Source organism: Pedobacter hiemivivus (genome assembly GCF_004331685.1).
Lineage (GTDB): Bacteria > Bacteroidota > Bacteroidia > Sphingobacteriales > Sphingobacteriaceae > Pedobacter > Pedobacter hiemivivus.
The window spans coordinates 97,964-113,353 of record NZ_SJSM01000013.1 but is presented as its reverse complement, the minus strand read 5'-3'; the positions used below and the strand labels follow the sequence as shown (position 1 = coordinate 113,353).

Below are 15,390 nucleotides of genomic sequence, written 5' to 3'. Positions count from 1 at the left end.
TTTCTTGTAAAGCCTGCAAAAAATTAATCGTTTATGTATTTAATAATACCTTTTAAAGCGTCTTTTAAAATATGCTGATTCATCTCTTCGTCTCTTCCTTTATTTACCATATTGATAGAGATCAGACCATGTATAATAGACCAAAAAGTATAATACTTCCTGCATATTACCCCTTCTTCTGGCTGTTCAGCTTTCATCAGGTCTTTAATGGTGTCAAAAAACAAATTATCCAGAAACTCCATTTCCGGCACCTTTGCTTTCTTTTGTTCGCAGCAAACCATATCTACGCCGAACATTAACTGGTAATACTCTTTGTGTTTAAAGGCAAAATTCCAGTAGGCAGTCCACATGGCTTCCAATTGTTCCTCAGTTTTTTCGTATTTGCCTTTAGCAGCTTTAACATTTTTACCAAGTAATATGTACCCCTGTCGGGTTAATTCAAGTAAGATTCCTTCTTTATTGGTAAAATACTCGTAAATAATTGGGGCTGTATACTCTATCTTATCTGCAATTTTTCTCATGCTTAGCGCTTGCCAGCCATCCTCTTTAACGATTTGTAAGGCTGCTTCAAGGATATTGGTCCTCGTTTCTTCTTTTAGCCTTTGTATGCGTTCTTTACTTCCCATTACATTTTGTCAAGATGTATAAATAATCTAACACCGTTAAGCAAATGTAAAAACAGTTATTCAAGAATCCATCATTCATTTGTCAATAAATGATTTATTAAAATAAATTTAAGCTTATCGCCTTAATAATCGCAAATTAGCGTTTCTATTTAAAGAGGAAGAGTATGACCGTTACATTAAGAGATATTGCTAAAGCGCTTAATTTATCTATTTCTACAATTTCAAAGGCTTTAAATGATAGTCATGAAATTGGCTCCGAGACGAAGAAAAAGGTTTTAGATTATGCTAAACAGCATCATTATTCACCCAATAGAATGGCTAAGGGCCTAAAAGAAGGCAAAAGCAGATCTATTGGTGTGGTAGTATGTTCTTTAGATAATAATGTAATTTCCCAGATGTTGGATGGAATACATAAAGCGAGTAGTGATAAATCTTATCAGATCATTATCATGCAAAGCAAGGAATCCGAAAAACTGGAAACTGCCTGTATTGAATTGCTTTATGCGGGTGGCGTTGATGGAATACTGATCTCTCCGGCTTATGAAACGATAAACTTTAGTTACCTGAATTCTTTACAGGCTTCAGGTTTACCAGTAGTTCTTTTTGATCGCTTAATTGATCAGGTTAATACACATAAAGTTGGCGCTGACAATTTCAAGGGTGCTTACGATGCGACTATGCACTTAATTCATAACGGCTACAAAAACATTGCGCACTTAAATACAAATACAATTCTTAGCATTGCTACAGACCGTTTAAACGGCTATAAACAAGCGCTTGAAGATAGTGGAATAAAATACAGACCTGAATTGTTGCGTTCCTGCAATTATACGGATGCAAACAAGTTGAATGAAGACCTGGAACAGGCCATAAAATATTATATGAATTTAGCAGATAAGCCAGATGCTATTTTTACAGCGACTGATCAAATCAGCACCAGATGTTTAGTATGGTTGAATAAATTGGGTTATAAAATCCCTGACGATGTGGCATTGATAGGCTTTACCAATACAGAACTGGCTGATGCAATGAACCCAGCTTTGAGTACAGTACATCAGCCAGCTTTCGAGATTGGTCAGCTTGCTGCTGAGAAACTAATCTCCCTGATTGAAAGAAAAAACCTTGACGATGGTTACGAAACGATTATGCTACCCACCCATATTAAAGTCAGAGCTTCATCGCAACCTCATTCTCTTTAGTAATTTCCGGTAACACCCAGTTCCAATCCGCGTAATTCTGCTAATCCACGTAAACGCCCAATTGCCGAATATCCTGGATTGGTCACTTTGTTTAGGTCATCCAACATCTGGTGGCCATGATCTGGTCTGAATGGTATTGGCTCTGCCCTACGCGCATTTTCTGCAGTAACAGCTTTCATAATTTCATACATATTTACGTCGCCACCCAAATGGTCTGCTTCATAAAAGTTGCCTTCTGCATCCTTGGTTACATTACGAAGGTGTAGGAAGTATACCCGTTCTTTTACCGCTTCAAATATCTCTGGAAGATTGTTTGATACGCCCGCACCCAATGATCCCGTACAATAACAAATACCATTAAAAGGTTTGTCTACACTTCTCAAAATATCTACTAAATCTTCTTTTGTGCTCACAATGCGAGGCAAACCTAGTATGGCATAAGGTGGATCATCCGGGTGGATGGTCATGTTTATCCCAGTTTCTTCACATACGTCTGCAATTCCATTTAAGAAATAAGCCAGGTTTTTCTTTAGTCCCTCTCTACCAATGGTTTTATATTCTTCGATACTGGCACGTAAAGCTTCCAGTTCAATTCCTTTTTCGTTGGGTATCCCCATCAGTACATTGATTTTCAACTCATTTAGCTCGTCAGTATTCATCGTAGCAAAACGCTCTTTCGCCCTGTCTTTCAGGCTATCAGAATAATCAGCACCTGCACCTTCCCTTTTCAGGATAAAAAGATCAAAAACAGCAAGGTCCAACCAATTAAAATATAGCGCCTTTGAACCGTCGGCCATGGTTAGATCCAATTGCGTACGTGTCCAATCAAGCACTGGCATAAAATTATAGCATACTGTTTTGATGCCACATTTAGCCAGGTTTCTTAGTGATTCTCTATAATTCTCAATATAGTGATCTGCATCAGCTCTGCGCGTTTTGATGGCTTCATGAACAGGTACACTTTCTACCACTGCCCATGTTAATCCAGCAGCTTCAATAATTGCTTTTCTTTCGATGATGTCTTCCAATGGCCATATCTCGCCATGCGGAATATGGTGTAATGCGCTAACAATTCCTGTAGCACCTGCTTGCTTTACATCTTGCAAACTAACTGGATCTATTGGTCCATACCAACGCCAGGTTTGTAATAACTTATGTTTTGCTGTATTCATTTTATATCGTTGTTATCAATTTTAAACGCCACTGTAAGCATTAAATCCGCCATCAACCAAAATGGTTTCTCCATTTACAAAGGCCGATGCATCACTTAATAAATAAATTAATGTACCATTTAGTTCTTCTGGACTACCCAAACGGCCAAATGGAGTATGGTTTACAAAGCGTTGTGCACGATCTGTAAAAGTTCCATCGGGATTGGTTAGTAACGAACGGTTCTGCTCTGTTAAGAATACGCCCGGTGCTAATGCATTTACCCTCACTTTATCTCCGTAACGCTGCGCCAGTTCAACTGCCATCCACTTGGTATAACCTTCTATCGCATTTTTGCCCATTGTATAGCCTAAAACACGTGTTAAAGGACGTTGTGCCGCTAATGATGAGATGTTAACAATAGATCCTTTACCTTTCTCGGCAATTACCCGTCCAAAAACATGTGTAGGGTAAACTGTACCAAATAGATTTAATTCAACTGCTTTTTGAGTATCGGCAATATTTATATCGAATAGGTTCTGATCAGGAGAGATAGTTGCACCCGGAATGTTTCCACCTGCTGCATTTACCAATCCATCAATTGTACCCCAAGTACTTAATATTTGATTTTTAGCCTCTATTAGTGCTGCTTCATTCAATACATCTGTGATCACCGCAATCGCTTCACCTCCATTTGCTGTAATGGCTCTCACACGCTCATTGGCTTTCTCCTCATTTCGGCCCAGAATGGCAACCTTTGCCCCTGCTGCTGCAACGGCCAATGCAAAAGATTCTCCTAATACACCTGTCGCTCCTGTGATTACGATTACCTTGTTTTCCAGCGAAAACAGATCTTTGCTCTTCATATAATCTATTTAAAATGGGTTAATTAATTCTATCAATGTTAATGAAATTTAATGTTTGATGTCAATAATCAGCACTAAATATTTACGAAATCGTTTGAAATTTATTAAATAAATTACTTTACTTCTATTTAATTGCAAGAACCTGTATTATTGCAATCTGAAATTATTATATATATGCTAAATCAAGAAAACATATTGGTGTTTGGTGAATTGCTACTGCGGTTCAGTTCTACTGAAGATCAATTTATTTCTAAAAATCACACTGTTTCTTTATTTCCTGGTGGCTCTGAAGCAAATGTTTCGGCCTCATTAGGTCAATGGAATATTCCATGTGCTTATGTAAGTTGTGTACCAGACAACGCATTGGCAAACAATGCACTTCAGGCTTTGCAAGACTTGGGCGTAAATACAACTAAAACTGTACTACAAGGAAGTAGACTAGGTTTATACTTTTTGCTTTCAGCTAATGGTTTAACCAGTGGAGAAGTTGTTTATGACAGGAAATTCTCCTCGTTTAGCAGCCTTACTCCTGGAACAATTGATTGGGAAAAGGTACTGGATGGTCATACCTGGTTTCATTGGACCGCTTTAACCCCTGCGCTGAGTGAAAACATGGCTGCTGTGTGTAAGGAAGCCCTAATCGCTGCAAGAAAAAAAGGACTAAAAATATCTGTAGATCTAAATTATAGAAGCAGATTGTGGGATTATGGAAAGCAACCTATTGATGTGATGCCTGAATTGGTAGCGTACTGCGATGTAATTATGGGTAATATCTGGGCTGCAAATAAAATGCTTGGTATCCCCGTAGATGAAAAATTAGATCGTCAAACTTCTCCTGAAGATTATGCAATTCATGCCAATGCTTCGGCAAAAGCTGTCTTCAACCGTTTCCCGCAGTGTAAACATATAGCTAATACCTTCCGGTTTATGGACAATCCTAAGCATAATTTGTTTTATGGAACTTACCATACACCTGATAACAATTACATTTCTTCTATATTGGAAACGAATGAAGTTGTGGATAGAATTGGTAGTGGTGATGCTTTTATGGCAGGTTTAATTTATGGATTAACCAGCAGTAATGATGGTCAGGAGATTATAGATAAGGCAACCTCATCTGGTTATAAAAAGCTTTTTGTAAAAGGCGATTTTGGTGACGGCTCTATTTAATAAAAATAACAACAGATTGTAACGATAAAATAATCATATACAGATGAAAACAGAAACAAACCCTTTAAAAGTCATTCAGGAATACCCGGTTATCCCGGTTTATTATAATGAAGATGCTCAAACCTGTATAGAAGTAGTAAAGGCAAGTTATGCTGGTGGTATTCGCGTGTTTGAATTCACAAACAGAGGACCGAAAGCGCCAGAAAATTTTAAAGCATTATTAGCTTATAGAAATGAACACTTTCCTGATATGAAGCTTGGGATAGGCACTATAAAAACAGTAGCACAGGCGGAAGCTTACATCGAACTTGGTGCTGATTTTATCGTTAGTCCTATTGTAAGAGCAGATCTTGCCGAAATAACAGCTTTGCACAATATATTATGGGTACCGGGATGTATGACGCCTACTGAAATTAATTTGGCTGAAGAACTTGGTGCACCATTGGTTAAGCTTTTCCCGGGAGATACTTTAGGTATAGGATTTCTAAAAGCAATTAAGCCATTGTTTCCTAATCTTAAATTTATGCCAACAGGTGGTGTTGATGTAAATAAGGAAAATATTGACAATTGGTTAAATGCAGGTGTTACTGCTTTAGGCTTTGGTTCTAAATTGTTTCAGCAACCTGAAAATGCCAAAGATTATAATTGGCTAACAGAACGTTGCCAGTTGCTTATTACCTTAGTTAAAGGTTAATTTAGGTATAAATTTAAAGAACCTTGATCAGCTGTTAAGTTGACAAGGTTCTTTAAATTTATTGAAAGCCTTAATTACTTCTTTTGATCTTCTCTATCGTAGAGGTCAATCAATTTACTCTGTAACCGGATCACAGAATTTTCCAATGTGGTAATCTTTTCTTTTAGCTGCTGGATAAGCTGCTCTTGTTCGCTAGCACCCTCTTCCCCAATATCAAGGAATTCTCTAAGGGTTAGACCATGAACCTTCGCTATTTGATTTATCCTGCTAAAGTTTGGATCTGTGATGCTAGTTTCTAGTTTTGAATACGCCGGGATTGATATCTCCAATTGGTCAGCCATTGCCTTTTGGTTAACTCCCATCTTTTGACGTAAGATCCTAAATTTTTCACCTAAAGTTTTCATAATTTACGAAGTATATCTTTGTGAACTTTTTTATATAATAAAATTAAGAATTATTTAATAAAATATTGTAATATTCTTATAATATTGTGAAATAAAACACGAAATTCTATTTCTCAGATTAAATAATTATCCAATAATCCTTTAAAGGGAAGGTATACACACAGAATATAAGTGTATCGAAATTTACTTTTTAGATTGTCTGAAGATAAAAGCTGCGAGTATTATAGCTACCGAAAGCCCTGAAAGCCCGGGGAAAGTGATAAACAAGAATAGTAAAGCAGAAACTGCGCACAACGCGAGAATAAACAGAAAGCCCTGTAAAAAAGTATCCATCTTAAATGCTGCAAGTAGTGCGAACAGGACAAATGTAATCGCCAGAATATTTATAAACATATGCAAATATGCATATTCAATGTTAAGTTAATGTTAACAGGAATGTTTTTTGATGTTTTGTGAATAAAAATGACAAAAGCCCTGCGTAGCGTAGCATGCAGGGCTTTGTTTAAAACACAAGAAGAAATTAAACTGAGGTTAAATGTGATTAATAATCGTCATTTAAAGCAAAAATAGGCTTTCTAGACATCCACTTTCCGCTTGTAAAATCAGGAAAGTCAACTGTCTCATTACCCATTTCTATAGATTGTTCGCTTAAAGGCGTAATTGCACTCCATGCAGCCGCATCGTATACATCCATTGGTGTTGGTTCGTTACGCTTTGCAGCTTCAATAAAGGCGTGTATAACAAAGAAGTCCATGCCACCATGACCAGCACCTTCAGCATCGCTACCATACTTTTTCCATAGCGGGTGGTCGTACTTTGCCAACCATTTATCTTGGCCATCCCATTGATGTGGTTTGCTCACTCCCTCTACGTAGATACTTTTATTTACATCCATCCAAAGTCCTTTAGTTCCTTGCACTCTAAAGCCTAAAGAATATGGTCTTGGAAGATTGGTATCGTGTTGCAGAATTATCGTTTCTCCATTCGCGCAATCAATTGTAGTGGTTACAATATCACCCAGGCGGAAATTAATTTTCGCATTTGGATGATTTTCTCCGCCTTTCTCCACGATATAGTTGTGTAATCCCCTTGATTTTGTAGCAAATGAGTTTAGTTTAAGGAATTTATTTCCCCTGTTGATGTTAATACAATTGGCAACCGGACCAATACCATGCGTTGGATAAAGATCTCCATTACGGTGTACAGAATGGTTGGTTCTCCATTTTGCTTCAGAGAAGCCTTTCTCATTAAACTCTACACCCCCACCATAAGGTTTTACACCATCATTAAATTTAACTTCTCTCAAATCATGTTGGTATCCACCTTGCAGATGAAGGATTTCACCAAACACGCCTTGTCTTACCATATTTAAAGCAGCGAGTACATCTCTGCGATAGCAAACATTTTCAAGCATCATTACATGCGCGTCATGCTTTTCTGCTGCCTGTACAACATCCCAATGATCTTGTAGTGTAATACCTAAGATAACTTCGGTGGCTATATATTTAAGTCCTGATTCCATAGACTTAATGATCATTTCTTTATGCCATTCCCACGGAGTGGATATCACTACCGCCTTCAGTCCTTTAGTTGTTTCCAACATCTTTTTCCAGGCGTAATCATCACCCGTAAAAATTTTAGGCATTGGCTTTCCGCTTTTAGCGATCATTGCCTTAGCACTGCTCAACATACGATCATCTATATCACATATAGCAACCAAATCAACATCGGATCTCTTTAACAACAGATTTAAATGGTTCTGACCACGTAAACCTACGCCTATCATTGCTACTTTTATTTTATCAGCCCCGGTACTGGCAAATAAAGAATTACTTGGTAAAACTGTCGCAGCAGCAGCGGTAATGCTACTGTTCTTAACAAATTCTCTTCTGTTCATATTATTTAGTTCATTTTATGTGTTTAGCTACGCATATTATTCCTACAAATGAATAATAACCCCAAGTTATAGAACTATCTAGCTAACCCAATAAATTAATAGCTAAAAAAACACACAAACGTTTGCGTGACATCTCCTGCATTTTACCCTTAAAATTAGGAACTGATTGCAGTTTTTTATTAAAATGTTAAAGTTTATTTTAATATTTGAAGATGATGCCGGACAAACCAACCACTATTAAGGAGATTGCCAAAATACTTAAGATTTCAGTTTCTACCGTATCAAGAGCATTACATGACCATTCTAGTATCGGTTTAACTACGAAAATGCGTGTCAAAAAATTGGCCGCAGAACTTAACTACGAACCAAATCAGCGGGCCATTCAGTTTTTACATGGCAAATCATTTGTAATCGGTGTTATTTTACCCGAATTGTCCGAATCCTTCTTCTCTACTGCTATAAGCGGCATTGAAGACATTGCCTATAAACGGAACTATACTGTGCTATTGGCACAATCTCATGATGATGCCGAAAGAGAAAAACTCCTTGTAGCCAAAATGAAATCCCAAGGTGTTGATGGCTTACTGGTTTCTGTAGCTAAAACCACCAGTACATACGAACATTTTGAGGTTTTTAAAAAATTAAACATTCCCATTGTATTTTTTGATCGCATCCCTCCTATTAAAGACATACACTACGTAAGTTCTAACCTGAAGACAGGTACTTTCGAAGCGGTGAATTTTCTCTTAAAAAAAGGCCATCGCACCATAGGTATGATTAATGGACCAGGTACGCTTGTCGCTACTCATGAAAGAAAAGAAGGATATATCCGGGCGATGACCGCAAACCGGTTAAAGTTTGATCCTTCGCTTATTGTAAGCTGCGATTTGTCTGAAGATGGTACAATTAAAGCAATGGATACCTTGTTAAATCATAAACGAAAACCTACTGCGGTGGTAACGTTTAATGATTATGTAGCCTTATTTGCCATGCGATATGCCAAATCTATTGCACTCACTAACCTGGATTTTGTGAGCTATGCCAATCTTCCAATTATTAATTATATGGACCATACGCCAATAGCTTCTGTTGAGCAGTTTCCATATAAGCAAGGTAAAAAAGCCGCCGATATATTGATAGATCTGATCAACAAGCCAAAAAATGAGTCTGGTTCAGAACAGGCCTACTTTAATATTGTGGTCGAATCTGAATTGGTATTGAGCAATCGTAAGTAATTTCGCGCAAACGTTTGCACATCTTTTTAGCCACTTAAATATTTAAGTTTGGTTTATCAACTAGTATACGAAGCACATGTTCGAGAATATTTTAAGTGTCTACGGTTTTGATTCCGATAAAACAATTGTCCAGCCATTTGGTGATGGTTTGATTAACCATACCTGGAAAGTAAATATAGATCACAAAAACTACATTTTACAGCAGGTAAATAACGAAGTGTTTAAGCAGCCTTCGGACATTGATGAGAACCTTACTTTGCTTAGAGATTATTTGAGCAAAGAAAATCCTGATTATCTTTTTGTATCACCTGTTAAAGCCACAAATGGCCAAACTTTAATACATAATGATGCTGGATATTATAGGTTGTTCCCTTTTGTAGAAGGCTCAACTTCCCTCAATGTCTTACAAAATAAGGAAGAGGCGTATGAAGCGGCAAAGCAATTTGGGAAGTTCTCTAGAATCTTAAACGGCTTTAAAGCAGAGGATTTAAACATCACCATTCCAAATTTTCACAACCTGATATTAAGATATGATCAATTTACTCAAGCCTGCAAAAAGGCATCAGCAGAAAGATTAGAAAAAGCGGCTGATGGTATTCAATTTATTAAGGATCACCAGGGAATTGTGGACATTTTTCGTGAGATCTTAAGTGATAAAAATATCCCACTAAGGGTAATTCATCATGACACAAAAATCAGCAATGTACTTTTTGATAGTCAAAATAAAGGTATATGTGTGATTGATTTGGATACCGTTATGCCTGGCTATTTCATCAGTGACGTTGGTGATATGATGAGAACCTATTTGTGTGAAGCGAGTGAAGAGGAAACAGATTTAACTAAGATTAGCATTAGAAAGCCTTTCTTTAAGGCTATATATGATGGCTATATGGCAGAAATGGAATCGGTGTTGACGGCAGCCGAGAAAAACTATTTTACCTATGCTGGTAAGTTTATAATTTATATGCAGGCCATTCGTTTCCTGGCAGATTATCTGCAGAATGATATTTATTATGGGGCTAAATATGAGGGCCATAATTTCAACAGAGCCATGAATCAAATCGAATTGCTAAAAGCATATCTTGAACTAGAGAAAGAACTGTAAAAAAAGGGCCTTTCATATCGTATGAAAAGCCCTTTTGCAATTATGAGAGGATATTAATAAAGGATGTTATTGCTTATCCCACCAAACTCTACCTGTTAGTTTATCTCCACCAGGAATAATAGCAGCAGCAGCCTGTTGATTGGCTCCATTTTTAACCGCTTCCTCTACTGGATAAGGAAAACGACGTGGTATTGTTCCATTTGTCGCATTACCAGGATAAACCACAGGTGTTAAAACTGGGAAACCAGATCTCCTCCAGTTACACCATGTTTCGTAAAAATCTAGCATTGTACTGGTATGCAGCCAATATTGGGTATTAATCATCTGCAAACCGTTTACAGCATTATATGGATTTGCAGTAGCAAATGTTTCAGCAACACCTTCCGTTATAGCAAGATTTGCATCATATTGTCCCAAAAAAGTAATTGCAGCCTTTAAACCCTCTTTATAATGTGGGGCAGGAGTACCAGCAATGCCCCATCTTTGTGCGGCTTCTGCAAGCAGAAACTCACTTTCTGCATAGGTTAAAATAAAAGTTATCCCGTTCTTTTTAATCATACCTGGATTTGGAGAAGAGTAATCCGGGAAAGTAGTAAAAGAAGCGTCTTGTCTAATATCCCTACCTGCCTGTCCACTTAAATCTTTACCATTAGGCATCCCCTTCTGAACTGCAGGATTAGTAATGTAAGCTGGATTTTGGAGCTTTGTTCCATCTGTCAAATACAATTGAGTTACGGCAACTTTACCTAAACGTGGATCATTAGCGCCTTTTAACAAATCAATAAACGTTTTAGACCATTTGGTATAGTAATTTTCTTGCCCACCATCGCCTTGCAAAACCTGGCTATTCCTATTCTGAGTTACTCTTGATCCTGAAACATCATGAGTCACAAAGGCATTGTCATCATTATTTATCATTGTTTTGCCCACAACTTTCTGAGCATAAGCCTTTGCAGTGTTTTCATCAACCTTCGTCAATCTCATAGCAAGACGCAATAGTAAGGTATTACCGAATCGCTTCCATTTATCAATATTCCCCAAAAAAATCACATCACCTGTCACTTTATCACCGCTTGCGTTAAGTGCATTTGTTGCTTCTTCTACTTCTTTTAACAGGTCTGTGTATATAGCTTGCTGACTGTCGTACTTTGGTGTGAAACTGCTTTTATAATAACCCTGACCTGCTTCCGAGTATGGGATGTCACCGTATAAATCTGTAATACGCGACATGATAACGGCCCTCCATATACGTGCCACCTGATGTACATTTGCATATTTTGCATTACCCCTAGTAAACTCCACTACATCAACAACCGGTCTAACCTGTTCAATGTATGCACCAACAGCACTTGTGCCCCAATAGGCCGCTGTATAACCTTCATTAAGTAGGTATTTATCGCCGGCCCAGTAACTTACAACGGTCGAAAAGCCTTGCATCATCGTAGACGCATAGATAAGGTTACCTCTCCAGGTATCGTAAGCAAAATCAATACTTCCTGTATAATTTAACTGTGCTGAAGTCAATAAAAAATTAGGATCGAAACTCGTAGGCCCGTAAGCCACTGGATTTGTATTGATTTCTTTAAAATCTTTTGTACATGATGTGCCCATTAAAATACCAACAAGAGCCACCAGAATATATATATTGAATTTGTTCGTTTTCATTTTTCTGTTTTTTAAAAATTATAACTTAACGCTAAGGTTTAAACCAAATGTTCTAACTGGTGGCACACCCCCAAGTTCTAAGCCTGGAAATGTTGCGTTATAGCTTGATTCTGGATCGATATTGTCCGTTTTCTTCATTAAAATGAATAGATTACGTGCAACCAGGCTAACATTTAAGCTTTTGATTCTATTATTGAACATTTTAGCAGGAAAATTATAACCCAATGTCAATTGTCTGAATTTGATAAAGCTAGCATCCTGAACAAATATATGAGAAGCGTTATTTGCGGTGTTTTCATAAAACTTAGCCGCTGTGGTACCTAATGATTCACGGTTTTCAAGAGTAGCTTTATGTAGACCAAAAATATAACCATAGTAATCAGTTGCAGAGAATACCTTGCCCCCCCATTTACCGTCTATAAGTACCGAAAGCGTTGCACCTTTATAACTAAATTCATTATTCCATCCGGCAAACCATTTATTAAATGCAGATCCATAGGCTTTTAATGCACCTCTTTCAGGTGCGCCCAGCGCATCTTTTAATATATTGCCATTGGCATCATATTTAAAATCAAAAGCCACAACCTGTGCTGCTGCTTTACCTGGGATATTTTGTAAAAATCCAGCTCCAGAGCGTGATGTAGCGATAGGAAGCACATCTAAGCCTGGGGCTAATGACAATACGGTATTGTCATTATAAGTCCCATTTAAAGATGAAGTCCACCTAAAATCATTTTTTCTAATGATCACTCCAGAAATCAAGGCCTCAACGCCCTTATTTTCAATTTCACCAGCGTTTAATACGGCCCCGTTATAACCTGTTGTTGGAGAGGTTGAGATATAGGTGATCTCTTTTTTAGAGTGTTTTTTATATACTGTTGCATCTAAGCTTAACCTGTCATTAAAAAACCTAAGCTCAGCACCAATCTCAAGCTCGCTAGCTGTAGAAGCCTTTAGACTTGAATTAGGAATGAACGGATTATTAATTATCCCCAGGGGGTTACCATTTAAAGTTTCGCTTTTAAAACCATAAGTTAATAAAGTTTGATAGGCATCTGTTGCCTGACCAACGACAGCATAACCAGCTCTTAATTTACCAAAGCTTAAAAATTGTGGCTTCCATATTTCCGAAAATACAAATGAACCACTTACTGAAGGATAAAATACACTGGGATCATTGTCTCTTCCTGGCGTTGCAAGTGTAGAGAACCAATCTTGTCTTCCGCTACCTGTTAAATAAAGAATGTCTTTATAAGCTAATTCCAATGTACCATAAGCAGATTGAGTTTCTACCTCAGTTTCGGTGTAACCTACTGATTTATTTTTAGCGTTCAAGATATTGTAAACACCAAATACAGCATAATCAGTCCCATTATTAGTAAGCTGATTAATCTTTGTATTTCTGTAGCTGGCCCCTAAGTTTGGTGTTATGGTTAAATTTCCTCCTACCACAAATGACTTACCCAATAATACATCCGCATTCACATCTGCAAATTTCGTCTTCTGTTCTGCAATTTTACCTGCCGGGTAATAAGCGGTACCAGATGGCACTACATTTTTATAACTGTCAGTATAAGCATCCCTACCTGCCCGGCCTTGCAAAAACAATCCATTATCAAAAGTATAACGGGCATTAACAGAACTGATCAATCTGTCACGTTTAGTATTATTGATAAATTCATAGGCCGCAAACCAAGGATTAGTAGCAAACGTATTTCCAGTATTGTACTGCACCTCTGCCCCTGCAGCATTTTTCCATGGTTTCAGGTCGTTCACATTGATACTGGTTGGAAGAAAGGCAACATTGTAATTGGCATTACCCGCACCGTCAGATACCATTGGTCGATTTTTCACCTGTTCCAAAATGTAATTGGTACGGACATCAAGAGTTAACCGCTTGATAGGCTCAAAAGTACCTACCAGATTAAACGACTGCCTGTCAAGACCAGAATTAGGAACCACAGAATTGTTCTTTACATCATTAGCGGAAAAACGAATTGTACCACCTTCAAATGCTTTATTTAAGGCAATAGTGTTCGACCAGGTACTTCCATTTCTGTAGAAATCTTCAATATTATTCTTTTGAGCAGTATATGGTCTCGAATTGCCATCAAACTGAACTACATTACTACCATCAAGTTTTGCGCCCCAGCTTGAGCCACCAACTTGTCCGGCTCCTAAGGCGGTTATCGGTTTTGCCCCATCAGCGCCCTGTCCGTAAACGTACTGCCAGTCGGTACGATCCATCACCTGCTCTATAACATAATTGCTGTTAAAGTCGATACTGTTGCCTTTTCCACTCTTTGTAGTAATCAAAATCACACCACCTTTTGCCCTTGAACCATATAATGCAGAGGCAGCAGCCCCCTTTAATACGGACATAGTCTCTATATCATCAGGGTTCAGGTTACCAATCGCATCACCAAGATCTGGAGCATTGTCCCACTGGCTACCCGAATTACCATTTGGATTGAGATTATTCAAACCCACTGGTTTATTTTCCATTGGCACTCCATTAATAACATATAAAGGCTGATTGGATTGACTTAAACTGGAAACCCCGCGTATAATTACACTTGTTGCCGCACCTGCCCCACCAGCGGTAGAACTAACGTCTAAACCTGCAACTCTACCCACCAGCGAGTTGGCTACATTATTTTCTCTTGCTTGCGTTAGTGACTCTCCCTTTACCTCAGTAACTGAATAACCTAGAGCCCTACGTTCCTTTTTAATACCCAGTGCAGTAACCACAACTTCACTCAATAGCTTGGTATCTTCGGCCAGTTCTATCTCGAAGTTTATTTTATTGTTAACAGCTATTTCCTTACTTTCAAAACCTGAATATGAAATCACAAGGGTTGCATTAGGCTGTACCAAAATGCTAAACCTGCCATTGATATCAGTTGAAGTACCAGCAGCACTACCTTTTATACGTACACTCGCCCCCGGAAGTGCAGAGCCATACTGGTCCTTAACAATACCTGTAACTTTAATATCCTGAATACGACTGATTACAATTAAACCTGCATCCGAGATAGAGTATTTTAAATTCGTATTGCAAAAAATTGTTGAAAGGATTTCCGATATCGGTGAATTTTTAACACTTAATGTCACATCCTTATTTACTGGAACATTAGCCGAGCTGTAAACAAAATGAAATCCACTTTGTTCTTCGATGATTTTCAACACCTTACTCAACTTGGTCTTCTTAACATCCATAGAGATCTTTTGCTGCGAAAAGACTGTTGCAGATACATTTAGACACGCGACGAAAATGAAAATACACGTTAATTTCATTATGACAATGAATTTTAGGAGCACTTTATAATTAAAGAACTCTTGCACTAAGTAAGAATTAATCATATTTTTGTTTTTTTGGT

At 37.8% G+C, this 15,390-nt stretch carries 12 protein-coding genes; 5 read left to right on the top strand and 7 right to left on the bottom strand.

Features of this window, described 5'->3' with window-relative positions; genetic code table 11:
* Positions 1 to 23: 23 nt before the first annotated feature.
* A complete protein-coding gene (locus EZ444_RS18680; RefSeq protein WP_131610664.1) occupies positions 24 to 626 on the bottom strand; it encodes a TetR/AcrR family transcriptional regulator in 603 nt (200 codons plus the stop codon).
* 164 nt (positions 627 to 790) lie between these two features.
* Between EZ444_RS18680 and EZ444_RS18675 the strand changes: the two genes are divergently transcribed.
* Positions 791 to 1,825 (top strand): LacI family DNA-binding transcriptional regulator, encoded by a 1,035-nt coding sequence (locus EZ444_RS18675; RefSeq protein ID WP_131610663.1) that lies wholly within the window; start codon positions 791 to 793, stop codon positions 1,823 to 1,825.
* Here EZ444_RS18675 and uxuA read toward each other — a convergent pair.
* Positions 1,822 to 2,997, bottom strand: a complete 1,176-nt coding sequence (gene uxuA / locus EZ444_RS18670) for a mannonate dehydratase (RefSeq protein WP_131610662.1) — start codon at positions 2,995 to 2,997, stop codon at positions 1,822 to 1,824. The two genes, EZ444_RS18675 and uxuA, sit on opposite strands and share 4 nt — an antisense overlap.
* A 21-nt stretch (positions 2,998 to 3,018) precedes the next feature.
* On the bottom strand, positions 3,019 to 3,840 hold the full coding sequence (locus EZ444_RS18665; protein ID WP_131610661.1) for an SDR family oxidoreductase: 822 nt from the start codon (positions 3,838 to 3,840) through the stop codon (positions 3,019 to 3,021).
* Between the two features lie 174 nt (positions 3,841 to 4,014).
* On the opposite strand from EZ444_RS18665, the gene EZ444_RS18660 reads away from it, so the two are divergent.
* On the top strand, positions 4,015 to 5,010 hold the full coding sequence (locus EZ444_RS18660; protein WP_131610660.1) for a sugar kinase: 996 nt from the start codon (positions 4,015 to 4,017) through the stop codon (positions 5,008 to 5,010).
* 43 nt (positions 5,011 to 5,053) lie between these two features.
* The gene (locus EZ444_RS18655; RefSeq protein WP_131610659.1) at positions 5,054 to 5,704 is read left to right on the top strand and encodes a beta/alpha barrel domain-containing protein; all 651 of its coding nucleotides are present in this window, start codon (positions 5,054 to 5,056) and stop codon (positions 5,702 to 5,704) included.
* A gap of 74 nt (positions 5,705 to 5,778) precedes the next feature.
* Here EZ444_RS18655 and EZ444_RS18650 read toward each other — a convergent pair whose 3' ends face one another.
* Together EZ444_RS18650 and EZ444_RS18645 are read right to left on the bottom strand one after the other, a co-directional pair.
* On the bottom strand, positions 5,779 to 6,108 hold the full coding sequence (locus EZ444_RS18650; RefSeq protein ID WP_131610658.1) for a helix-turn-helix domain-containing protein: 330 nt from the start codon (positions 6,106 to 6,108) through the stop codon (positions 5,779 to 5,781).
* Positions 6,109 to 6,649: 541 nt separating this feature from the next.
* Complete coding sequence (locus EZ444_RS18645) at positions 6,650 to 8,005, bottom strand: Gfo/Idh/MocA family protein (RefSeq protein ID WP_131610657.1); 1,356 nt, start codon at positions 8,003 to 8,005, stop codon at positions 6,650 to 6,652.
* 212 nt (positions 8,006 to 8,217) lie between these two features.
* Between EZ444_RS18645 and EZ444_RS18640 the strand changes: the two genes are divergently transcribed.
* Both EZ444_RS18640 and EZ444_RS18635 read left to right on the top strand, forming a co-directional pair.
* Positions 8,218 to 9,240 carry a LacI family DNA-binding transcriptional regulator gene (locus EZ444_RS18640; RefSeq protein ID WP_131610656.1) on the top strand — a complete coding sequence of 341 codons (1,023 nt, stop codon included), beginning with the start codon at positions 8,218 to 8,220 and terminating at the stop codon, positions 9,238 to 9,240.
* Positions 9,241 to 9,316: 76 nt separating this feature from the next.
* On the top strand, positions 9,317 to 10,345 hold the full coding sequence (locus EZ444_RS18635) for a phosphotransferase enzyme family protein (protein WP_131610655.1): 1,029 nt from the start codon (positions 9,317 to 9,319) through the stop codon (positions 10,343 to 10,345).
* Positions 10,346 to 10,411: 66 nt separating this feature from the next.
* Here EZ444_RS18635 and EZ444_RS18630 read toward each other — a convergent pair whose 3' ends face one another.
* On the bottom strand, positions 10,412 to 12,010 hold the full coding sequence (locus EZ444_RS18630) for a SusD/RagB family nutrient-binding outer membrane lipoprotein (protein ID WP_131610654.1): 1,599 nt from the start codon (positions 12,008 to 12,010) through the stop codon (positions 10,412 to 10,414).
* An 18-nt stretch (positions 12,011 to 12,028) separates the two neighbouring features.
* Entirely contained in the window at positions 12,029 to 15,307 is a 3,279-nt protein-coding gene (locus tag EZ444_RS18625) for a SusC/RagA family TonB-linked outer membrane protein (RefSeq protein WP_225874769.1), read from the bottom strand.
* Positions 15,308 to 15,390: the final 83 nt, after the last annotated feature.